This is a genomic window from Pseudomonas sp. FG13 (assembly GCF_057809755.1).
In genome coordinates, this window is sequence record NZ_JBMDKO010000005.1 from 167,131 (window position 1) to 187,708 (window position 20,578).

Annotated in this window: 9 protein-coding genes and 1 pseudogene; 3 read left to right on the forward strand and 7 right to left on the reverse strand. The window is 62.3% G+C overall.

Annotated features, from left to right (window positions below; translation table 11 throughout):
* The first annotated feature begins 10 nt into the window (after positions 1–10).
* Entirely contained in the window at positions 11–1,144 is a 1,134-nt protein-coding gene (locus ACODTO_RS07210; RefSeq protein ID WP_139642764.1) for an FAD-dependent oxidoreductase, read from the forward strand.
* 273 nt (positions 1,145–1,417) lie between these two features.
* On the opposite strand, the gene ACODTO_RS07215 is transcribed toward ACODTO_RS07210, so the two are convergent.
* Entirely contained in the window at positions 1,418–2,146 is a 729-nt protein-coding gene (locus ACODTO_RS07215; RefSeq protein WP_464708910.1) for an EthD domain-containing protein, read from the reverse strand.
* Between the two features lie 688 nt (positions 2,147–2,834).
* Here ACODTO_RS07215 and ACODTO_RS07220 point away from each other — a divergent pair.
* The gene (locus ACODTO_RS07220; protein WP_139642753.1) at positions 2,835–3,467 is read left to right on the forward strand and encodes a response regulator transcription factor; all 633 of its coding nucleotides are present in this window, start codon (positions 2,835–2,837) and stop codon (positions 3,465–3,467) included.
* Between the two features lie 167 nt (positions 3,468–3,634).
* On the opposite strand, the gene ACODTO_RS07225 is transcribed toward ACODTO_RS07220, so the two are convergent.
* Together ACODTO_RS07225 and ACODTO_RS07230 are read right to left on the reverse strand one after the other, a co-directional pair.
* A complete protein-coding gene (locus tag ACODTO_RS07225; RefSeq protein WP_139642750.1) occupies positions 3,635–4,123 on the reverse strand; it encodes a hypothetical protein in 489 nt (162 codons plus the stop codon).
* Between the two features lie 469 nt (positions 4,124–4,592).
* Positions 4,593–5,225, reverse strand: coding sequence for a response regulator (locus ACODTO_RS07230; RefSeq protein WP_139642747.1), 633 nt, complete (start codon positions 5,223–5,225; stop codon positions 4,593–4,595).
* A gap of 104 nt (positions 5,226–5,329) precedes the next feature.
* Between ACODTO_RS07230 and ACODTO_RS07235 the strand changes: the two genes are divergently transcribed.
* Positions 5,330–6,940 carry an ATP-binding response regulator gene (locus ACODTO_RS07235; protein ID WP_175385072.1) on the forward strand — a complete coding sequence of 537 codons (1,611 nt, stop codon included), beginning with the start codon at positions 5,330–5,332 and terminating at the stop codon, positions 6,938–6,940.
* 47 nt (positions 6,941–6,987) lie between these two features.
* Here ACODTO_RS07235 and arsH read toward each other — a convergent pair whose 3' ends face one another.
* The 4 genes and pseudogenes from arsH to ACODTO_RS07255 all read right to left on the reverse strand — a co-directional run.
* Positions 6,988–7,701: an arsenical resistance protein ArsH gene (gene arsH, locus ACODTO_RS07240; protein ID WP_139642744.1), complete on the reverse strand. Its 714-nt coding sequence runs from the start codon at positions 7,699–7,701 to the stop codon at positions 6,988–6,990.
* Positions 7,702–7,922: 221 nt separating this feature from the next.
* Positions 7,923–9,287 (reverse strand): MFS transporter, encoded by a 1,365-nt coding sequence (locus tag ACODTO_RS07245; protein WP_489106154.1) that lies wholly within the window; start codon positions 9,285–9,287, stop codon positions 7,923–7,925.
* Between the two features lie 73 nt (positions 9,288–9,360).
* Complete coding sequence (locus tag ACODTO_RS07250) at positions 9,361–11,049, reverse strand: thioesterase domain-containing protein (RefSeq protein WP_489106169.1); 1,689 nt, start codon at positions 11,047–11,049, stop codon at positions 9,361–9,363.
* A 15-nt stretch (positions 11,050–11,064) separates the two neighbouring features.
* Positions 11,065–20,574: pseudogene (locus ACODTO_RS07255) on the reverse strand (non-ribosomal peptide synthetase); the annotation flags it as partial.
* Positions 20,575–20,578: the final 4 nt, after the last annotated feature.

Sequence of the window (20,578 nt, forward strand, 5' to 3'; positions counted from 1 at the left end):
GGAGAGCGTGATGATTGCAGCAGTCAATAAAGTCCTGGTTGTCGGAGGCGGTTTTTCCGGTATGACAGCGGCTATCCAGCTTGCCCGTCAGGGCGTCGATGTGGATCTGGTCGAGATAGATCCGTTATGGTGCCCCCTCGGAGCTGGCATTACGCTGAGCGGCCCTACGTTAAGAGCGCTTGATACTGTCGGCATCCTTGAACGGGTGGCCGAGGAAGGGTATCTGTCCACCGACTTCGATGTGTTTTCACCGGCTGGCGACCTGATCGTGCAGTTGGCGCTTCGAGCCCCCGTCAGCCATAAGCAGATCCCCTGTGGCGGCGGCATCCTGCGTCCAGTGCTGGCGCGGATTTTTGCCGATAAAACACGGGAAGTAGGCACTCACGTGCGCCTTGGCATGACGTTCGACAGCATCGTCGAGCATGGGGATGGTGTCGAGGTGACGTTCACCGACGGGACCCATGGACGCTATGACCTGGTCATCGCCGCCGACGGCGTGCATTCGCGGATGCGAAAGGAGTTTTTTTCAGAGGCGCCATCGCCTAAACCCCTTCACCAGAGTGTCTGGCGTGCAGTGCTCAAGCGGCCGTCGGAGATTGTCCGCCCCAGTCACTGGCTGGGACGTACCAAGGTCGGCGTCAATCCGATTTCCGCCACGCACATGTATATGTTCCTCATGGAAAACCGGGAGTTTTCCGAGTGGATCGATCCGGCGAACTGGGCAAGCGAAATGGCCCGCCTGCTGGGTGAGTTCCCTGCGCCGATCCTGCGGACGCTTGTGCCGCAACTGTACGAGCCGGGCGCCAATATCGATTACCGTCCGCTGGCCAATCTGTTGGTACCCCTGCCATGGCATAAAGGCCGCATCGTGATGATAGGGGACACGGTGCATGCCACCACACCTCATCTGGCTTCCGGGGCCGGCATTGGCATCGAGAGTGCCATCGTGCTCGCCGAAGAACTGCTTGCCGCGAGCGATCTACAGGCGGCCTTGTGTCGGTTCGAAGCACGACGTTGGGAGCGTTGCCAATTGGTGGTCGAGAATTCCGCACGGTTGTGCGAAATAGAAAAAGGCGGCGGCGACAAACAGGAACATGCCCAGATCATGGGCGACTCCATGGCGACGTTGGCTGAGCCGATCTGAGGGATCGCAAGCCTTCGGCTGGAGCAGGACGGTCGGGCTATTGCCGCGGCGGTGGTGGTAACCAGGCCGACGGCCCGGATACCCACCAACGGCGCGTGTCCTGCTGAGGTCTTGTCCTGAGCTCTGTATGAAAAGCCTTGATACTCAGTGATGCTGCGCTGAAAACAGCCTCGGAATGCTGATTTACAACCCGTAAAGTCGAGCGCGACCGCGGCCGTTCCTCGGCTGTTTTCGCCTTGCCTGACCTTCGTCTCAAGACTTTTCACACAGGGCCTAGCGATCCAGGATGACAACCTCTTTGACGTACACGAAAAACGATTCGGACGACGTTGCGACCCCTTCATCAGAAAGCCGTTGGAACAGCGCCCTCTGATACTGACGAAAGATTGCAAGATCTGCTTCGTTTGCAAACCACATGCTGGAAACGCCTTCATAGACCGCTACGTTGGGGCCGAAGTAAGCCGTTACCCTGTCACCCTCGGGAAGATACTTGGAACGGACATGCCGGCCTAGAGCATGTTGGAAGTCAGGAAGCTGGCCGGCAATGGCGTCGTGGGCCAGATCCCAGGCGGTGAAAAAAGAATCCAGCGTCATTGCCGGGTTCTTCTTGATGAAGATCATCGCCTTCCATTGAAGGGGGCCGGTACCGTCCGCGGAGGTATCCGCTTCGTCCATCAATTGGGCGACTTGTTGGGAAAGATCAGCGAAATTTTCTGCATCAGGTCCGGTGGTTTGTTGGGTATAGGGATCGCTGAAGGTGCGAATCAGACCTGACATGTCGTCAAAAAATAATTCGGTGACCGAATCTCTGTGGAAGTTTTGCGTGTAGGCGATGTCGGCGTCGGTGCCGAAAGCAGAGTCGATGACATGATTCTGCACATATCGTTTGACCCCCAATGGTTTGGCTCTGGCGATTTTTCCATGCTCGTGCTCGATGTATGCCAAAAACTCAGCATGGGTCATTCCGGGTTTTCGGCGTACAGCGGCTAGGATCTTGATCATGAGGGCGCTCGCGTCTGATAAGGGGAAATTGTTTTTAACTTGCTACACATCGAAGGCGGTTTTTCAGGCTGAACTTAGCGCTGCAGCCTTGTTTTTAGATGTGTAAATAGAAGATAAGGCGAACATTCGCCTCCCAACCAATCGGTGTTTCTGCTAGGAGGTATCACCTAGGCACATACTTGACGAGCTTTCATGTGAGGCGCGCTTTGCGCCGTACAGCTCGGCTAAGTTACTTCGACATCCGGATGGATTGCCTTTCTTGGGAGAGGCCGGGAGTTGGCCGTTGTGACACATCGCGCAGCTACGGTTGAATGCGCCTTCGGGCTCTTGAGCCGCCTCAGCGGAAGCAAAGAAAACCATGCGGGCGGACACTATTATTTTTTTCAAAATTGACCCTTGAATGTGTCATTTTTTTCATGCAGGGACAGCGTCTGGCAGGGCTAGGATAATGATTAAATCGGGGGAGTTTTTTTTGAAGAGAGAGGGGCGCGGTGAAGTCTTAACCCGTAGAATGCAAGGCCATCATCAATAATATGAAGCTCCGAGGGCCGTCCAGGTCCGTTCCGGACGGCAGTGCAGAAGCTCATAGTACAAATGTGCTAGGTCAGGTGTTCTATATCCTAAGTCGTGTGAGTCGGACATCATCGGATGGTGTTTTTACTCGAATGGACGTCGTGTGTTTTGTGATATGAGCTGCCGAATTATCGTCGCAGACGAGCATCCGCTGTTTCGCGAAGGGATGACGGTATTGTTGGAACGCTTAATACCTGGCGCGTTGATCGAACAAGCCGGGAGCCTTGAAGAAGTACGAGCCCTGATAGTCGATGGACGCTCCCTTGATGCATTAATTCTTGACATGCGCCTTCCTGGGTTAAGTTCAGTTGGAGACTTGGCACAATTGCGTCAGGAAATAAAGCACGTCAAAGTAGTCGTCGTGTCGACAGTTGATGACGGTGAAACTGTCGAGCAAGTCATGAGTGCAGGTGTAAACGGGTTTGTCGGCAAGAGCCTTTCTTCAGAGGAAGTTGGCAAGGCCATTTCGAGCATTCGAAGTGGCGAGGTACTGGTCAAATACGAGTCTTCGGATCCTATGCCGCCGGATTTGGATGACGACATGAGCAGGTTAACCCTCAGGCAGAGGGAGGTCTGGCAACTGATTGCTCAAGGCAAGACCAACAAACAGATCGCCGCGGCGCTTGAAATTTCTCCCTTCACAGTGCGGATCCATGTTTCTTCGCTGATACGTGTGCTAAACGTGCCCAACAGAGCGGTGGCCGCTGCGCGTTTTGCGGGTCGCCAGACCATTGGCCCCGTGCGTTAGTCAGGCGACCGAGTATTGATATCGCGCTGGCAACCGTAGCCAACGTATGGGGTATCACACCCTGTCATCAGGGTGCTGACAAATGCCAGCACCCGTGGTCCGCATCTTATTGGATACAAGCATCGAAGCGTCCCTTTTTCGGGAAGAAACTCAACGAGTGTTATCCATTAATAGATCCGGTAATACTTCACAACGTCGTCCTCGAAATAAATCGTCAGGACGGTGCCTTGAGTCTGGCTTTGGCCTGTTCTCGTGCCGGTTACGCTGCTCACATCGTTAGCAACGCCTTGTGCCTTCGAGGCTTGCGCGGAGGCGTCATACATTTTCAGGCTGGTCTCGGTCGAGACATATTTGTGAGCCAGTTTCATGTATTTGTCCAAGCCCTCTTCGCGCTTGTCATAGGTCCAGTTCGACTCGTTGTTTGTACTCGTCGAGTTCAGCTCTTCACTGGCGGGTGCGCCGAACATTTGGCTGATTTGGCTTTTGGTTGTTTTGCCTGGAATGATCGTTTGTTTCAAGTAAACGGTGTCATATTTTTTAGCGCCCGGATTCAAGGAGTTCATCAGGTCGCCCGTATTCGTGCAACCGCTGAGGGCGCCGGCCAGCAAGCACAGTGCTATTCCGTTTTTAAGGGCTCTTCCGTAGTTGAGAGACATAATACTTACCTTAGTAATTGCCGGCCCTTCCATTTCAACTGGCCAGGTGGTTAGTCGAGCTCGCGCTTACTCCGCGTTGATGTTTGTCAACGGGATTCGCTCATCATGTTTTTTGCATCGTGCGCAGTTATGCCAAACGACGCACGGCGTGTTTGTTATATTGCATGAGGCTGTTGTAAAGACTCTTTATCGAGCCTTTACAGCTTAGGGCGGGAGGGCGGATCGACGCTATAGTACACGTGTGCTATGGCGAGGATCGCATACAGGGTCGATAACTCGTTCGCTGTAGTTACGGCGAACCAGCTTCCTAGGTTCTGTACGAAAAGTCTTGAGACGAAGGTCAGGCAAGGCGAAAACAGCCGAGGAACGCCCGGGGTCGCGTCCGACTGTACTGGAGTACATGAGCATTCCGAGGCTGTTTTCAACGCAGCATGAACGAGTATCAAGGCTTTTCGTACAGAACCTAATCTTAAGTTTTTGCTGACCAGCCCCCACTGGTTGGAAAGTTGGCGAACTGCGCGGCCGCGGCCGCGCGGGTGGGAACATTCAAGGCTTTGAGCAAGCTGGAGACATGGATGCGTACGGTGAACGGCGAAATGCCCAGCTCCTTGGCTATTTCCTTGTTGGTCTTGCCCGCAGCGATCAGGCCGAGCACTTGCCGCTGTCTCGCAGTGAGCTGGGCGACCACATCGTCCACGACCGAGTTTTCCGATTGGTACTTGACGACCACTTCACCCTCGCGAATCGCCATGATGGCTTCGGCAATGCTGGTCGGATCGACATTCTTGCCGATGAAACCGTCCGCACCCAAGGCCATTACCTGGGAAATGACATCCATGTCTTCTACCATCGAGACGATAATGATTGAGGTGCGCTTGAACTCGGCGCGTAACTGGCCGATGACCTGTAACGATTTGATACCTGGAAAGCGCAGGTCAAGAATCAGTGAATCCACCTCCACGCCAGTTCGCGCCAGTGTCAGCACTTCATCCAGATTGCCAGCCTGTTCGATGTGCGCCGCAGGTAGAAGTCTTTCTATGGTCCTGAGCATACCCTCGCGAAACAACGGATGGTCATCCGCCACAATGACTCTGCATGTCATGGCCCAAGATCCTCCTGACCTTAAAGTCCATGCATCGTAACCTAAACAGGAACTTTGGGTTTCAACCTTGAAACAACTCTTCATAATGGAATATTCCCGTGACAATGACGGAAAAGAACAGTGAGCTTGACCAGGCGACATTACGGTTGACGGTCAGCACCTGTGCCTCGCTCTATATCATCGTGGTGGCCTGCCTGCCCTCCAGTGATTTCGCCACGTATACGCCTATCATGTGGTACATGGCTTTTTTCATCAGTGTTGCGATCCCGCTGCGCATGGCGATCAAGCGCTGGCCGGGACACTTTTTCTGGCGTCGGCTGTTTGCAATGGCCCACGACTACTCGGGGATTGCGTTTGCCCTGAACGTGGGTGGGGAAGGGGCATTGCCGGTGTACGCTGCTTTGCTTTGGGTTACGTTGGGCAATGGCATGCGCTTCGGTTCGCGCTACCTGGCAGCGGCGACGCTGATAGCCCTTGGCATGCTGGTCTTGATTTTTCTGTTCACGCCGTTCTGGCGCGGACAGCCCTATATGTTTCTTATGCTGATCGTCACCACCATCGTGGTTCCCGCCTACGCGCACATCCTGTTGACCCGCACCCGGATTGCTTCGGAAGAGGCCATTGCCGCTAATCATGAGAAGTCCCGGTTCCTCGCCCAAGCCAGCCATGACTTGCGCCAACCAATCCATTCCATCGGCCTGTTCACCGCTTGCCTGCGTGACGCCAAGCTGGGCCTGGAGGAGCTGCGCCTGGTCGATAACATCGATCGCTCACTGCATACCGTGTCACAACTGTTCCGTTCGATCCTGGATATCTACACGCTCGACAACGGGCAGCTCGAGCCGAAGTCCGAATCCGTACACTTGGGTGCGTTGCTTCAAGACGTGGTCAAGCAAAACACTGAAGCCGCCCGTTGGGCAGGTGTCGAATTGCGCTTGCGACCCTGTCAGCATTGGGTCAATGCCAATGCCGGCCTGTTAGCGACCATGGTGCAGAATCTGGTTTCCAACACGCTCAAATATGCGCCAGGCCAACCGGTATTGATTGGCGTAAGGCCCAAAGACCGGGGGCTGTCCATCGTCATCTACGACAAAGGACGGGGCATAGCCAGCGAGCATCTGCCTGAGGTATTCAAAGAGTTCTATCGGGTGCGTCACGTACGTGACAAGGACGTTGAAGGCCTGGGGTTGGGATTGTCGATCGTCAAGCGTATCAGCCACTTGCTCAAGCTGGATATTCAGCTGGATTCAAGGCTCGGTAAAGGGACTCGTGCCACGATCACAGGATTGGAAAGGGTCGCGCCAAGGGTGGAGCCGAACCGCGCTGCACCTACGCATAGCCGCTTACAGGGTTTGCGGGTGTGCCTGGTAGAGGATGATCCCAACGTGTTGATGGCAACATCCGCGCTGTTGGAAAAATGGGGCTGTGAGGTCGAGACCCACGGTGATGGGGTGAACGTGACCAGCGACTGCGACATCATCATCGCGGACTTCGATTTGGGGACGAAGATCTCGGGCTCCGAGTGTATAGCGGCGATTCGCGAGCAGCGTGGTTGGGAAGTTCCGGCAATGATCATGACGGGCCATGAAATTGAAAGAATCCGTCACGCGTTGCACAACATGAATATCTCGGTTCTGGCAAAGCCCGTACGTCCGCCGGAGCTACGGGCGACATTGCTTGAACTGACTAAGCATTTTGCCAGAGAGAGTCATTAACGGGCGCATTGTGCAGGAGACCTATATAAGTATTATCAGCCGAGACTTCAAATAGATCGCTGGTTGACTCGCTTGGAGAGTTCCACCGCGGATTCCTTGCGCTCCGAATAACGATCGACCAGGTAGTCCTGGCGGTCTCGCAACAGCAATGTGAACTTCATCAGCTCTTCCATTACGTCAACCAGCCGGTCGTAGTACGAGGACGGTTTCATGCGGCCTGCATCATCGAACTCGGTAAAGGCCTTCGGCACCGAGGACTGATTCGGGATGGTGAACATGCGCATCCAACGACCGAGTACCCGTAACTGATTGACCACGTTGAAAGATTGCGAACCACCACACACTTGCATCACTGCCAACGTCTTCCCCTGCGTAGGGCGCACAGCCCCCATCGCCAAAGGCACCCAGTCAATCTGTGCCTTGAATACCGCACTCATGGAGCCGTGCCGCTCAGGAGAGCACCAAACCTGGCCTTCCGACCATTGCATCAGTTCGCGAAGTTCCAGGACTTTGGGGTGGCTGTCGGGCGCATCATCCGGTAGGGGTAGGCCGGATGGATCGAAGATTCGAGTTTCGGCGCCAAACTCATCCAGAAGGCTTGCGGCTTCCTGAGTCACCAACCGGCTGAAGGAACGCTCTCGTGTCGATCCATAGAGAAGGAGGATTCGAGGCTTGTGAACTGAGGGCGTGCGTGGCGTCAGTTGCTCCAGGGTGGGAATGTCGATGAGATCGGCCTGTACGTTCGGCAGTGAATCCTGCATATAAACTCCTGAGGCGACACCACCCAGGCACTGCTCCGGTTGATCGTTACGCGCACCGATGCCCCAATGGGGCACGATGCTGACCAGGGTCGAACAGGACTTTGATCGGGGCGGTCACAACCTTTTTACATATGAAAAATCGAATATACGTATTTTCAAATATGTCGTAAAGCACACCGGTTCGATCATGCCGTTTCCTTGCGAGGCCAGGGTTGGCAGGTTCAACAAGGTCCCGCGTCGGGCGCAAACGGCGCAAGCGCAGGCGTCCATCCTGGTGCCAGCCGCCGTAGCGGCGTGATGAGCAGACCGAGACAGGCCAGTAGCACATACAAAAGCCCGGCGATGGCAAACAGCAAACTCAAGCCGCCGATCTTGCCGCTGCCCAGCAGCGGGGCGAGCGCGTCCTGCCAATCGCCGGGAGCGCTCAACAGCGGGATCGCCCAACCGTCCGCCAGGGTCCCGGCGCCCAGTGCACCAATCGGCATTGCCAGCAGGCAAACCATCTGCCGCGTCGACAGGACGCGCCCCAGCACTTCGGCGGGCAGGCTGCGTTGCCAGAAGCTCTGGTCGCTGCTGGTGCTGAGCGAGAAGCAGCCAAACGCGACGAAAGCCGCTGCGTACAGCAGCACCGGCGAGTCACTGATGCCAATACCCAGCACGCTGGCCCCCAGCAGCAGGTCCGCGAGCAATACGGTACGGATCAGCCGCGCCGGTGGCCTGGCCACCACCCACAACGAGCCGGCGAGCATGCCCAGGCCGCCACAGGTCATCACAGTGCCCAGCACCAGCACCGAATGGCGCTCCATCACCAGAGGTGACATCAGCGCCGAGGCCAGGCCGAGCATCAGGTGTTCCAACGCCAGGTAGGCCAACAATGCCCACAGCGCCGGGCGGGCGCGCAGCACCGCCAGTGCAGTCGGCACGCCGTCGGTGGACGCGACGCGGCCCGTGCCACTGATGCGCAGCGCCGAAGCGACTACCGCCAGCCATATCAGGATGCCCGCAGAAAACAGCACCGCGCCCACGTCCAGCCACAGCACCCCGGAAACACCGACAGCACCCAGCAGCAGTGCCGCCAGGGTCGGCGCGAACAGTTGCGGCAAGCCGACCATCAGTTGCATCAAGCCGTTGGCCCGTCCGATGGCGCGAGGGCTGTGCAGCAAGCGCGGGATCGCCGCCTGGCAGACTAGCATGCGCAGCACCTGGGCACTGGAGTTGACCGCGGCGAAGGCATACACCTGGCTGTGATCCAACGCGCCTTGGTCGAACAGCCACCACAGCACCAGCGCGGCGAGGCCGCTGCAGCATTCGACACCGAGCAAAATCGCCCGTGCCTCGCAACGGTCCACCAGCCAGCCGGCCAGCGGTGCCAGAAGCAGGCCGGGCAACGCCGACAGGGCGATGACCCAGGCGTAGTCGGTGACGCTGGCGTGTTGCTGCAACAACCAGATGCCCAGGCTGAAAGCCGCCAGGGCCGATCCCAGGGTTGACGCGACCTGGCCGAGCCAGGCCCACAGCCAGGGGCGAATCTCCCGCGCCGCTTGTGGGAGCGAGCCTGCTCGCGATGGCGATGGGTCAGTCGACATAAACGGCGACTCAGTGCCCGCTTCGCGAGCAGTCGCGCGCGTGTTGCGGGGAAACGATGTATCTGAGCCTGCATCAATCTTCATGGGATAACGGCGCCTCCAGCGCGGGCCAATGGTGGCGTAGGTGAGCGGCCAGGGTGGGGGCCGATCGTGCCTTGAGGATCGACAGGTGGTCGCAGTCGGCGATCACGCACTGTTGGCAGTCCAGGGCAACGGCACTCCAGTGCTGTTCGACTGGCGGTGGTGGTCGGCGGCCATGCTCGGCTTGCAGCAGTACGACGGGGCCCGGGTAGGCTGGTGTCGGCTGGTAGTCGGTCGCCAGGTTGGCCTGGAACACCCGCAGCGGGCCGCGCAGTGACGTGGCTCTGGCCTGTGCCGGCATCAAGCCGACAGCCTGCATGCGCTCCAGCAACGTGGCGCATTGTTCTTCCGGCTCCTGATTCGCCAGGGTGTCCAGATCAAGCTCCAGGCTGCATCCGGCGTCGAGTTCCAGCAACGCCACGTAACGCCCCAAGGCCTCGCGGGCATCGCGGGCCATGCGCTTGCCCGGTACACGGCTGTCGATCAGCAACAGCGGTGCCACCTGCGCACCGCTCGCCTGCAACTGGCGGGCGATTTCAAAGGCCAGCCAGCCGCCGAACGAATGTCCCAGCAGGTAGTAGGGACCCTGTGGCACCTGGGCTCGGATTTCCCGCACGTAGGCGCGGGCCGCCGCTTGCACCGACCTATGGGGTTCGCTACGGCCATCGAGGCCACGGGCTTGCAGCCCGATCACCGTCAACCGTGCATCCAGCTGGCGCACCAAAGGCACGAAACTGCTCACGTTGGCGCCTGCGCCCGGCACCATGAACAAGCAGGGCGCAGTGGGCGAGCCGGTTTGCAACGTCAGGCTGGCACGGCTGGCGGCAGATTGAAGCGGATGCGCCTCGCTCTGTGCCAGTGCCCGCTCCAGGGCAGCCGCCAGGCCTTGCAGATGCGTCGGATCGCGCATGATCGACCAGTGATCGCCGGCGACCCGCTGTTCCACCAAGTCCGGGCCCAGCAGCGCTCGCCAGTCGGCGCCCAGGTCGCGGGTGCCGATCAACTCGGGACGCGCCAAAACCGCACTGAACAGATGCACCGGCAAGCCCAGTGGCGCCGGCCGGTAGCGAACCATGGCGTTGCGCAAGGTCAGGTTCAAGCGCGCCCGGCGGATCAGTGCCGGGCGATTGAAGGCGGGCGGCAACCAACCGCGGGTGCGCGCCGTGGCGAGCACGGCGTCGAGGTCCAGGCCGCTGTGCCATGGCACCTGCTGGTCCTCATCGACCTGCTGGGTGGCCAGATAGCCAAGCAACTGCTCGCGCAGATCGCTTTCGCCGAGGCTGAAGGTCAACACCGGCGCCCGCAGCGCCCCTGGCTGGCTGCTGTCGATCAGCCCGAGGAACGCCACCTGCTCGTCCTCGCCCAGCAGTTGCCGCGCCATTTCATAGGCCAGCACACCGCCGGCCGACCAGCCCGCCAGCCGATAAGGACCGTCGGGCTGAACAGCGCGCAACAGCGTGATGTAGCGCTTGGCGAGGGTCGGGTTGTCGACACCGTCTTCCAGCTCGGCTGCGGCCTGCACGGCGTAGAGACCAAGCTCCGGGTCCAGGTGGCGGGCCAACCGTTCATAGGGCAGCGCTTCGCCGGTGCCTTCGTGGATGAAGAACAGCGGCGGCTGGCGGCCGCTGCCCGGACTAATACATAGCAGGCCCTGGGGGCCAGCGGCGTCCCGCGTCACCACCTGACGGGCCAGTGCAGCCAGGTCCTCGGCGTTGAACAGCGCAGCAACGGTGACGTCCAGGCCTTGCGCGCGCAGACCGTCGAGCAGTTGCACCAACAGCAACGAATGCCCGCCGAGGGCAAAGAAGTTGTCTTCGCGGCCGACCTGCTCGACTCCCAGCAATTGCGACCACAGTTGCGCCAGACGGGTTTCCGTGGCGCCGCGGGGCGGTGTGTAGGGGCGTTGTTGCAGAGCCTGGTGGTCTGGCGCTGGTAAGGCACGTCGATCAAGTTTGCCGTTGGCAGTCAGCGGCCATTCTTGCAACTGGACATAGGCGCCGGGCAGCATGTGCGCTGGCAGCTGTTCGGCCAGGGCCGCGCGCAGCGCACCCGGTGCCAGGTCGCCACCCGGCTCGGCCAGCAGGTAAGCGACCAGGCGCGGATCACCCGGCTCGTCCTGGCGCGCCAGCACCACGGCTGAGCGCACGCCGTCCAGCGCCGCCAGGCGCGCTTCGATTTCCCCCAGCTCGATGCGAAAGCCGCGCACTTTGACCTGCTGGTCGTTACGGCCCAGGTACTGCAACCGGCCGTCGGCGGTCCAGCGGGCCAGGTCGCCGGTCTTGTAGAGCCGCTCGCCGCGACTTCCGGCGAACCGCGCTGGCTGGAAGCGTTCGGCATCCAGGGCCGGTCGGTTCAGGTAACCCCGGGCAAGGCCGGGCCCGGCAACGTGGATCTCGCCGACCACGCCTTGGGGCACCAGCTCGCCATGCTCATCGAGTAAATAGATCCGCAGGTCCGGGATCGGCCGGCCGATGGGCACCAGTCCGGTGTCGGCGTCGCAGTCGGCGGCTTCAATCGGTTGATAGGTGACGTGCACCGTGGTCTCGGTGATGCCGTACATATTCACCAGTTGTGTACGGTGACTGTCCGGCCGCGCGAACCAGGGCCGCAGCGCGGCGCCGTCGAGGGCTTCACCGCCGAACACGATGCAGCGCAGGCGATGGGGCTCGGCGCGGGTCTGCTTCATCCAGGCATAGAAGGCGCTAGGGGTCTGGTTGAGGACCGTGACGCCAGCGTCTACCAACAGGTCGTAGAAGTCCTGCGGACTGCGTGAGGTCAAATACGGCACCACCACCAGCCGGCCGCCATGCAGCAGCGCGCCCCAGATTTCCCAGACCGAGAAGTCGAACGCGAACGAATGGAACAGCGTCCAGACGTCCCGTTCGTTGAAGCCGAACCAGCCTTCGGTAGCACTGAACAGTCGTAGTACCGCGCGGTGTTCAATCATCACTCCCTTGGGCACGCCGGTGGAACCGGAGGTGTAGATGATGTATGCCAGGTCGGCATCGCTGGCCTGGGGATCGGCGGGCAGGTCTGTCCCGGGCTGCTCGCTCCAGTTGCCGCGGTGCGGGTCCAGTGACAGCACCGTGCAGGCGGCAGGCACCTGCAGCGCTGGCGGTAGTGCCCCGAGGGTCAGCACCACCCGGGGGCTGCTGTCGCCAAGGATGAAGTTCAAGCGTTGTGCGGGATAGACCGGGTCCAGCGGCACATAGGCGCCGCCGGCCTTGAGACTGGCCAGGATGCCAATGAGCATGTCCAAGCCGCGCTCGGCGTGGATCGCCACACGGATGTCCGGGCCGACACCCAGCTCCCGCAGGCGATGAGCCAGGCGGTTGGCGCGCTGGTTGAGCGCCCGATAACTGAGGGTCTGCGTGCCGTATTGGAGTGCAATGGCATCGCCTCGGCGCGCCGCCTGGGCCTCGAAACGCTGGTGCAGGCGTTCGCCCGTCGCCGGCTCTACGCGGACGACCGGGTTGAAACCGTCGAGCAACTTTTGGCGTTCGGTCCGGCTGAGCAAGTCGATGCTGGTCACGGTCTGTCGATCGTCGGCGACCATGGCCCGCAGCACCGCCAACAGCGCATGCCAATGGCGCGCCACGGTAGCAGCATCGAATAGCGCAGTGGCGTAATTGAAACCGCCCTGGATCACGCCGTCGGCCTCATGGACGTCCAGCGCCAGGTCGAACTTGGCCGTGGTCACGGGTGCGCCCACGCTTTCCAGCTGCAAGCCGTTGCCCAGGTCAAGCTCCCCACGGGGCGCGTTCTGCCAGGCCAGCATCAATTGGAACACTGCGTTATGGGCCTGCGACCGCGGTGGGTTGAGGGCTTCGATGACCTGCTCGAAGGGCAAGTCCTGATGGTCCTGGGCGGCGAGGGCGAGCGCCCTGACCTGGGCCAGCAGTGCGTCGACCCGCGGCCCTTCGTCCAGGTCGATGCACAGGGCCTGGAAGTTGACGAAGAAGCCAATCAGTGGTTCCAGCTCGACCCGGGCACGGTTGGCGACGGGTGAGCCGATGACCACCTGGGCTTGGCCCGAGAGGCGACTGACCACCACGGACCAGGCGGCCAGCAAGGTCATGTACAAGGTGACGCCATGGCGCTGGCTCAAGGTTTTGAGACCCCGGGTCAGTTCCGCGTCGATATGCACTGGCAAGCTGGCCCCCGCGTAATCCAGCCGCGGCGGACGTGGCCGGTCGGTGGGTAGGGTGACGCAGCTCGGTGCGGCGCCCAGGTGTGCAGTCCAGTAGGCACGCTGGCGCTGCAGTTCATCGCCTTGCAGCCAGTGGCGTTGCCACAGGGTGTAGTCGCCGTACTGGCGCGCCAGCGCCGGCAATGGATCGTCCCGGCCCTGGCTGAAGGCCTGGTAGAGGCGGGAGAATTCGTCGGTGAGCACCCCCATGGACCAGCCGTCCGAGACCAGATGGTGCACGGTTACCAGCAGGATGTGGTCATCAGCGCTCAGGCGCAGCAGGCGGGCACGGACCGGCCATTGACAGGTGAGGTCGAAGGGCCGGTCGGCTTCTTCGGCGCAATCGGCCTGCCAATCCGTCGCGCCGGCGGTACTCAGGTCCAGGCTGACCAGCGGCAAGGCAGCGGGCGGGTCGATGACCTGTCGCGCATGTCCGGCCAGGCTGACGAAGCGCGTGCGCAGGCTTTCATGGCGCGCCACGATGCGGTCAAGGGCCCGACGCAGGGCGTTTTCATTCAATTGGCCACGCAAGCGCAAACCGGCCGGCATGTTGAAGGCCGCTGTCGAATCCGGATTGAGCTGCTGGATCAACCACAGGTTTTGCTGGGCGAACGACAGCGGCAGTGGTTGACTGCGATCAGCCTCCGGCAACGGCTCCTGGCGGTTGTGGACGGAGCCGCCAAGCAGCGTAGCCAAGGCGTGCAGGCGCGGCTGGGCGAAGACCGCTGAGAGCGGTACTTCCAGGCCCAACCGATGGCGGACCTGGGCGAGCAAGCGCAACGCCAGCAGCGAATGCCCGCCGAGGGCGAAAAAGTCATCCTCCCGGCCAATCGACTCGACGCCAAGCAGTTCACTCCAGATCGCCGCCAGACTGGTTTCCAATTCGCCTCGCGGCGCGCTGTAAGGCGTCTGGGCGAATGACTCGGGCGTTGGGGCCGGCAGGCGCAGGCGAGCGACCTTGCCATTGCCGGTCAGCGGCAGGCTCGCCAGTTGCACGAAGGCGCTTGGCAGCATGTACTCCGGCAGGCGTTCGCTCAACTGGCTGCGCAACGCCAATGGTGACAGCGCTTGGGCGGCGCTGAAATAGGCCACCAGGCGGGGCTCCCCATGTTCGCCCGGTTGCACGATGACCACCGACTCGCGAATGCCGGGCACTTGATCGAGGCGACTCTCCACCTCGGCCAGCTCGACCCGATAACCGCGGATCTTGACCTGCGAGTCGTTGCGTCCCAGGTATTGCAAGGTCCCCTCGGCGGTCCAGCGCGCCAGGTCGCCGGTTTTGTACAGGCGTGCTTCGGAGCGTGGGTCTAAGGGGTATTCAATGAAGCGCTCGGCGGTCAGGTCCGGTCGATTCAGGTAGCCTTGGGCCAGGGCCAGGCCCTTCACATGCAGCTCACCCACGGCCCCTTGGGGCACCCACTGGCCATGTGCGTCCAGCAGGCACACCTGGGTGTTGGCAATCGGCCGACCGATCACCGGTACGTCGGCCCATTGCTCGGGATCATCGCCCAAGGTATGGGCACAGACCACATGGGTTTCGGTCGGACCGTAGTGGTTATGCAGGCGCGCCTGGGGATGCCGGAGGAAAAACGCGCGCAGCGCCGCGGTGATGCGCAAGGCTTCGCCGGCAACGATCACATCGCGCAGCGCCGGCAATGCCAGCGGCGTTTCGCTCCAGCGCTCGGCCAGTGCCGCCAGGGCAATGTACGGCAGGAACAGGCGCTCGATGCGGGTCTCGCAGAGCCACTGCGGCAGGGCGGCGAGGTCCAGGCGCCGGGTCTCGTCCAGCAGCACCAGCGTACCGCCGCTGCCCAGGGTGGAGAACATTTCCTGGAAGGCCACGTCGAAGCCCAGCGCGGCGAATTGCAGGGTGCGCGCGGCACCGGGCAGCGCCTGGCCAGCCTGCCAGGTCAACAGGTTGCTCAGGGCCAGATGCCCCATGGCGACGCCCTTGGGCAGGCCGGTAGAGCCGGAGGTGTACATGACGTACGCCAGATCGTCCGGGTTCGGTTGCCCCAGCGGTGGTGCGGCGGGGGCTGGTGTCGCGGTGGCCGAGAGGCGGACGGACAACGTGCGGCAGCCCTCGCCAGTCTGCAAGGCCTCGACGCGCTCGACATCCCACAGCAGCAGGCAGGGCTGGCAATCGTCGAGGATGCCTTGCCGACGGGCAATCGGCTGGCTGGGGTCGAGCGGCACGTAGGCCGCCCCGGTCTTGAGCGTGGCAACCAGGGCCAGCACCATTTCCAGGCTACGGGGCAGGTGGATGGCCACGCGTTGGCCGGGCCCTGCACCCTGGTCGATCATTGCCCAGGCCAAGTGGTTGGCCTGGCGGTCCAGTTCCCCATAGCTCAAGCCGCGCCCATGCAGTTCGACGGCAATGGCGTCAGGCTGCAGCAGCGCTTGACGTTCGAAGGGGCGGTGCACCCAGCCCGCTTCAGGAAATGGCGTCGGCGCCGGGTTGAGCTGGTGCAGCAGGCGCTGGCGTTCGTCGGCGTCGACCAGTGCCAGGTGCGTGACCGCCTGGCGATCGTCGGCGATGAACTGACGCAGCACCTGGACCAGATAGGACCAATGCCGGCTGATGCTGGCGCAGTCGTACAGGGCGGTGGCGTAGTTGAGCCCGCCGACGATCCGTCCCTCGGCTTCGTAGAGTTCCAGGGAAAGATCGAACGGCGCGGTGGCCTGCTCGCCGGCCAGGGGCGTGAGGCTCAAGCCGTCGAGGTCCAGGCTGCTGCGAGGCGCGTTCTGCCAGGCGAACATCAGCTGAAACACCGGCGTATGAGCCAGAGAGCGCGGCGGGTTGAGCGCCTCGACCACATGCTCGAACGGGACGTCCTGGTGGGCTTGGGCCTGCAAGGCATGCTCGCGGACCTGGGCCAGCAACTGGCCGACTTCCGGTGCGCCGCTCAAGTCCACACACAATGCCTGGGTGTTGACGAAAAAGCCGATCAGCGGCTCCACTTCGCTGCGCGTGCGGTTGGCCACCGGGGTGCCGATCACCACCCGCGTCTGGCCGGACAGGCGCGCCACCACCACGGACCAGGCCGCCAACAGCGTCATGTACAACGACGTGCCATGGCGCCGCCCCAGCGCCTTAAGCGCCGAAGCGGTGGACTCATCCAGGGCCACCTCCAGGCGCGCACCGGCGAAATCCTGGCGCGGCGGCCGCGGGCGGTCGGTGGGCAGGTCGACCCGTTCCGGGGCCTCGCACAGGTGTTCGAGCCAATAGGCCAACTGCCTGGCGCCACGCTCCCCGGCCAACCATTCACGTTGCCAGGCGGCGTAGTCGGCGTATTGAATGGCCAGGGGCGCGAGCGAGTCGGGTGCGTTGCCGTGGAAAGCTTTGTACAGAACCGAGAGCTCGTCGATCAGCACGCCGATGGACCACCCGTCAGCAATGATGTGGTGCAAGGTCACGTGCAGTACGTGGCGATGGACACCCTGGCGCGCCAACCACACCCGCAGCAGCGGACCCTCGCTCAGATCGAAGGGCCGAGCGGCTTCGAGGGCCATGGCGGGCTGCAAGTCGGCGGCTTCGGCCAGCTCCACCCGTTCATAATCCCAGCGTGGCGTGGGGTCTATGACCTGATGGACTTCGCCGTCCTGCTCGATGAACCGCGTGCGTAGCACCGCGTGGCGCTCGACGATACGCGTCAGGGCACTGCGCAGGGCGTTTTCGTCCAACTCTCCATCCAATTGCAGGGCACCGCTGATGTGATAGGCGGCGCTGGCCTGGGCATCCAACCGTGCGATGAACCAGAGCCGCTGTTGGGCGAATGACAAGGGCCGCGCTGCTGCCTGCGGCAACACGGGAATGCCGGTCAGGACACTGCATGTCGCGTTGGCCAGCAGCGGTGCCAGTCCGGCCACGCTCGGGTGCGCGTACAGGGCGGCCAGGGGCAGTTCCAGGCCCAGGCGCTGGCGCACCCGCGAAACCCATTGCACGGCCAGCAGCGAATGCCCACCCAGCTCGAAGAAATCATCGTGTCGACCCACCCGGGCCACGCCCAAGAGGTCGCACCAGATGTCGGCCATGAGGCATTCCTGTTCGCCACGCGGTGCCTCGTAGGCTTGGGTACTCCAAGCGTCTTCGCCGGGGGGCGGCAAGGCCGCGCGGTCGAGTTTGCCGTTTGGCGTCAGCGGCAGGCTGTCCAGCGGTACGATCAGGGCCGGTACCATGTGCCTCGGCAAAACCTCGGCCAGGGCATCGCGCAGGGCCGGCGCGACCAGCGGTCCATGATTGGCGGCCGCCACGGCGTAGGCCACCAACGCCGGCTCGCGACCCTCGCGCGCCAGCGCCAGCACCGCCGCCGCGCTGACCTGGGGCAATGCCAGCAAAGCCGCTTCGATTTCCCCCAGTTCGATGCGGAAGCCACGGATCTTGACCTGGAAGTCGTTGCGTCCCAGGTAGTGGAGTTGACCCTCGGCATCCCAGAAACCCAGGTCGCCCGTGCGGTACAGCCGCGCCGTCGGGTCGCTGCTGAACGGGTCGGCCAGGAAGCGCTCCTGGGTCAGTTCCGGGCGACGATGGTAACCCCGCCCGACGCCGGCACCGCCGATGTACAGCTCGCCCGGCACGCCCACCGGCAATGGCTGCAGGGCCTCGTCGAGGACATGCACCTGGGTGTTGTCGATGGGCCGGCCGATGTGCGGCTGGAACCCACGGTCACGGTCCATCGACACCCAGGTCGAATAGACCGTGGTTTCGGTCGGGCCGTAGAGGTTGTTGACCTGGCGCACGACGCTATCGGCGAACAACCGCTCCACCAGTGCCCGAGGCAACGCCTCGCCGGCCAGGTTGACGCACGCCAGCGAAGCCGCCGGGGCATCGGCGCGCAGCAGCGCGTCGAGCGCCGACGGCACGGTGTTGAGCAGGCTCAGTTCCGGGCGCTGATCGAGCAAGGCGAGGGCATCGTCCACCAGTTCCAGGGTGCCGCCACAGGACAGCGGTGCGAAGCACTCGAACACCGACAGGTCGAAGTTGATCGAGGTGCTGAACAGGCTGCGTTCGAGGGTTTGCGCACTGAAGCTGCGCAGCGCCCAGTCAAGGAAGTTGCGCGCGTTGCGGTGCTCGATCATCACGCCCTTGGGCTGCCCGGTGGAACCGGACGTGTAGATCATGTAGGCCAGGTGATGGGGCTCAAGCCCCGCGCCCAACGGCGCGACGCCCTGTGGTGCGTCGTTGCCGCGCAGCACCTCGTCGACGTTCAGGCGCTGACAATCGCTGGCGAGGGGCAGCGTCAGCGGCGCATCGCCCATCGTCAGGATTGCCACCGGGGCGCTGTCTTCGAGCATGTAGGCCAGGCGCTGGGCCGGGTACGCCGGGTCCAGCGGAACATACGCACCGCCGGCCTTGAGCACGGCGAACAACGCGACGATCAGTTCGGGGCTGCGGCGCAAATGGATGCCGACACGCTGGTCGGGGCCGACGCCGAGTGCCTGCAGATGCCGAGCCAGTAGATTGGCTTGGCGCTCCAATTGGGCATAGGTCAGCTCACGACCCTTGCAACGTACCGCCACGGCCGCAGGCGTAAGACGCGCCTGGGCTTCGACGCGCGCGTGCAGCAGGGCGCGCTCGGGTTGGGCCCGCTGGGTGGCGTTGAACCGCGCCAGTTGCTGGCGTTCTTGCGCCGGCAGTACGTCGAGGCAGCGGGCAAGCCGCTGCGGGTCGCTATCCAAGGCTTCGACAAGGCTCACCAGGGCGCAGTGCATGAAGCTCCAGGCCCGTTGCGCGCCCACCGTGCCGGCGACTTGCGCGGTCAGGCTGAAGCCCTGGCCCAGGTCGTCCACGGAAAAGGTGAAGGGATAGTTGGTGCGCTCGGCGGTGCTGAGCACGCGCATACCCTCCACCTGCTGGTGCGGGGTGTCTTCCAGGCTGTAGCGGAAATTAAGCAAGGCGCAAAACAGCGGCGAACCGGACGGCACGCCGCTGTAACGCTGGGCCAAGGCCAATGGCGTGTGCTCATGTTCGAGCAGCGCCGACAACGCCTGATGGGTGTGTTGCAGGCTGTCGACCACCGAACGCTGTGCAAAACCGATGCGCAGCGGCAGGGTATTGATGAACACACCCAATGCCTGGTCGGCACCTTGCACCCCTTGCAGTCGCCCCAGCAACACCGTGCCGAACACCACATCGGCGCGGCCGGTGGCCTTGCCCAACACCAGCGCCATGGCCAGGTGAAAGAGGCTGGCCACCCCCACCCGGTGCCGACGCGCGGCCTGGCGCAGGGCAGTTGCCAGCGCCGGTTCAAGAAGGGCGCGTTCCTCATCAAGGGCGCCGGTATTCTGCACGTCGAGCAGGCCGAACGGGGCTGTGGGCTCGCTGACGTCGGCCAGCATCGATTGGAAAAACGCCTGCTGCCGGACGCGGTCCTGGCTCCGCCGGGCGTGCGCGACGAAGCGGCGAAACGGCACCGGTTCCCCCAGTGCACTGGCCCGGCCCTGTTGAATCAGGACAATTTCTTCGACCATGCGCTCCAGGGTGGTGTGGTCCAGTACCAGGTGATGGTGCAAGACCTGCAACAGCCAGCGCTGCTGCGCGGCGTCGAATGCCTTGACCACCCGCAGCAACGGCGCCTGGCAAATGTCCAGGCGTCGCTGGCGGGAGTCGGTATGGGCTTGCAACTGCGCCAGCGCATCGTCCTGGGTGATACGCAGGACCTCGACCGGCAGCGGCGCGGTGCGCCAGACCACCTGCACCGGTTGGTCCAGGTCTTCCCAGGCCAGGGCGGTGCGCAGGATGTCGTGACGCGCGATGACCCGTTGCAAGGCTTCGCAGAACGCGTCCAGGCCGGTCTCCTGGTCAAACGCCAGGGTGGTGTGCAGCAGGTAGGTGTCGCCCTGATCCTGCAAGAGATAATGAAAAAACAGGCCTTCCTGCAACGGGGCCAAGGGGTAGATGTCCTGTACGTTGGCCGCGCCCCCTTCAACATTGGCAACGATCCGATCGATCTGTGCCTGGGTCAGGTCCACCAAGGGCAGCAGGTCCGGGGTGATCCGGGTACAGCCCGCCGGCAAGGAA

Bases quoted from the DNA above. Each gene is read 5' to 3' on its own strand.
- ACODTO_RS07210 (WP_139642764.1), top strand. From the start codon at position 11: ATGATTGCAGCAGTCAATAAAGTCCTGGTTGTCGGAGGCGGTTTTTCC.
- ACODTO_RS07235 (WP_175385072.1), top strand. From the start codon at position 5,330: ATGACGGAAAAGAACAGTGAGCTTGACCAGGCGACATTACGGTTGACG.
- ACODTO_RS07225 (WP_139642750.1), bottom strand. From the start codon at position 4,123: ATGTCTCTCAACTACGGAAGAGCCCTTAAAAACGGAATAGCACTGTGC.
- arsH (WP_139642744.1), bottom strand. From the start codon at position 7,701: ATGCAGGATTCACTGCCGAACGTACAGGCCGATCTCATCGACATTCCC.
- ACODTO_RS07230 (WP_139642747.1), bottom strand. From the start codon at position 5,225: ATGACATGCAGAGTCATTGTGGCGGATGACCATCCGTTGTTTCGCGAG.
- ACODTO_RS07245 (WP_489106154.1), bottom strand. From the start codon at position 9,287: ATGTCGACTGACCCATCGCCATCGCGAGCAGGCTCGCTCCCACAAGCG.
- ACODTO_RS07220 (WP_139642753.1), top strand. From the start codon at position 2,835: ATGAGCTGCCGAATTATCGTCGCAGACGAGCATCCGCTGTTTCGCGAA.
- ACODTO_RS07215 (WP_464708910.1), bottom strand. From the start codon at position 2,146: ATGATCAAGATCCTAGCCGCTGTACGCCGAAAACCCGGAATGACCCAT.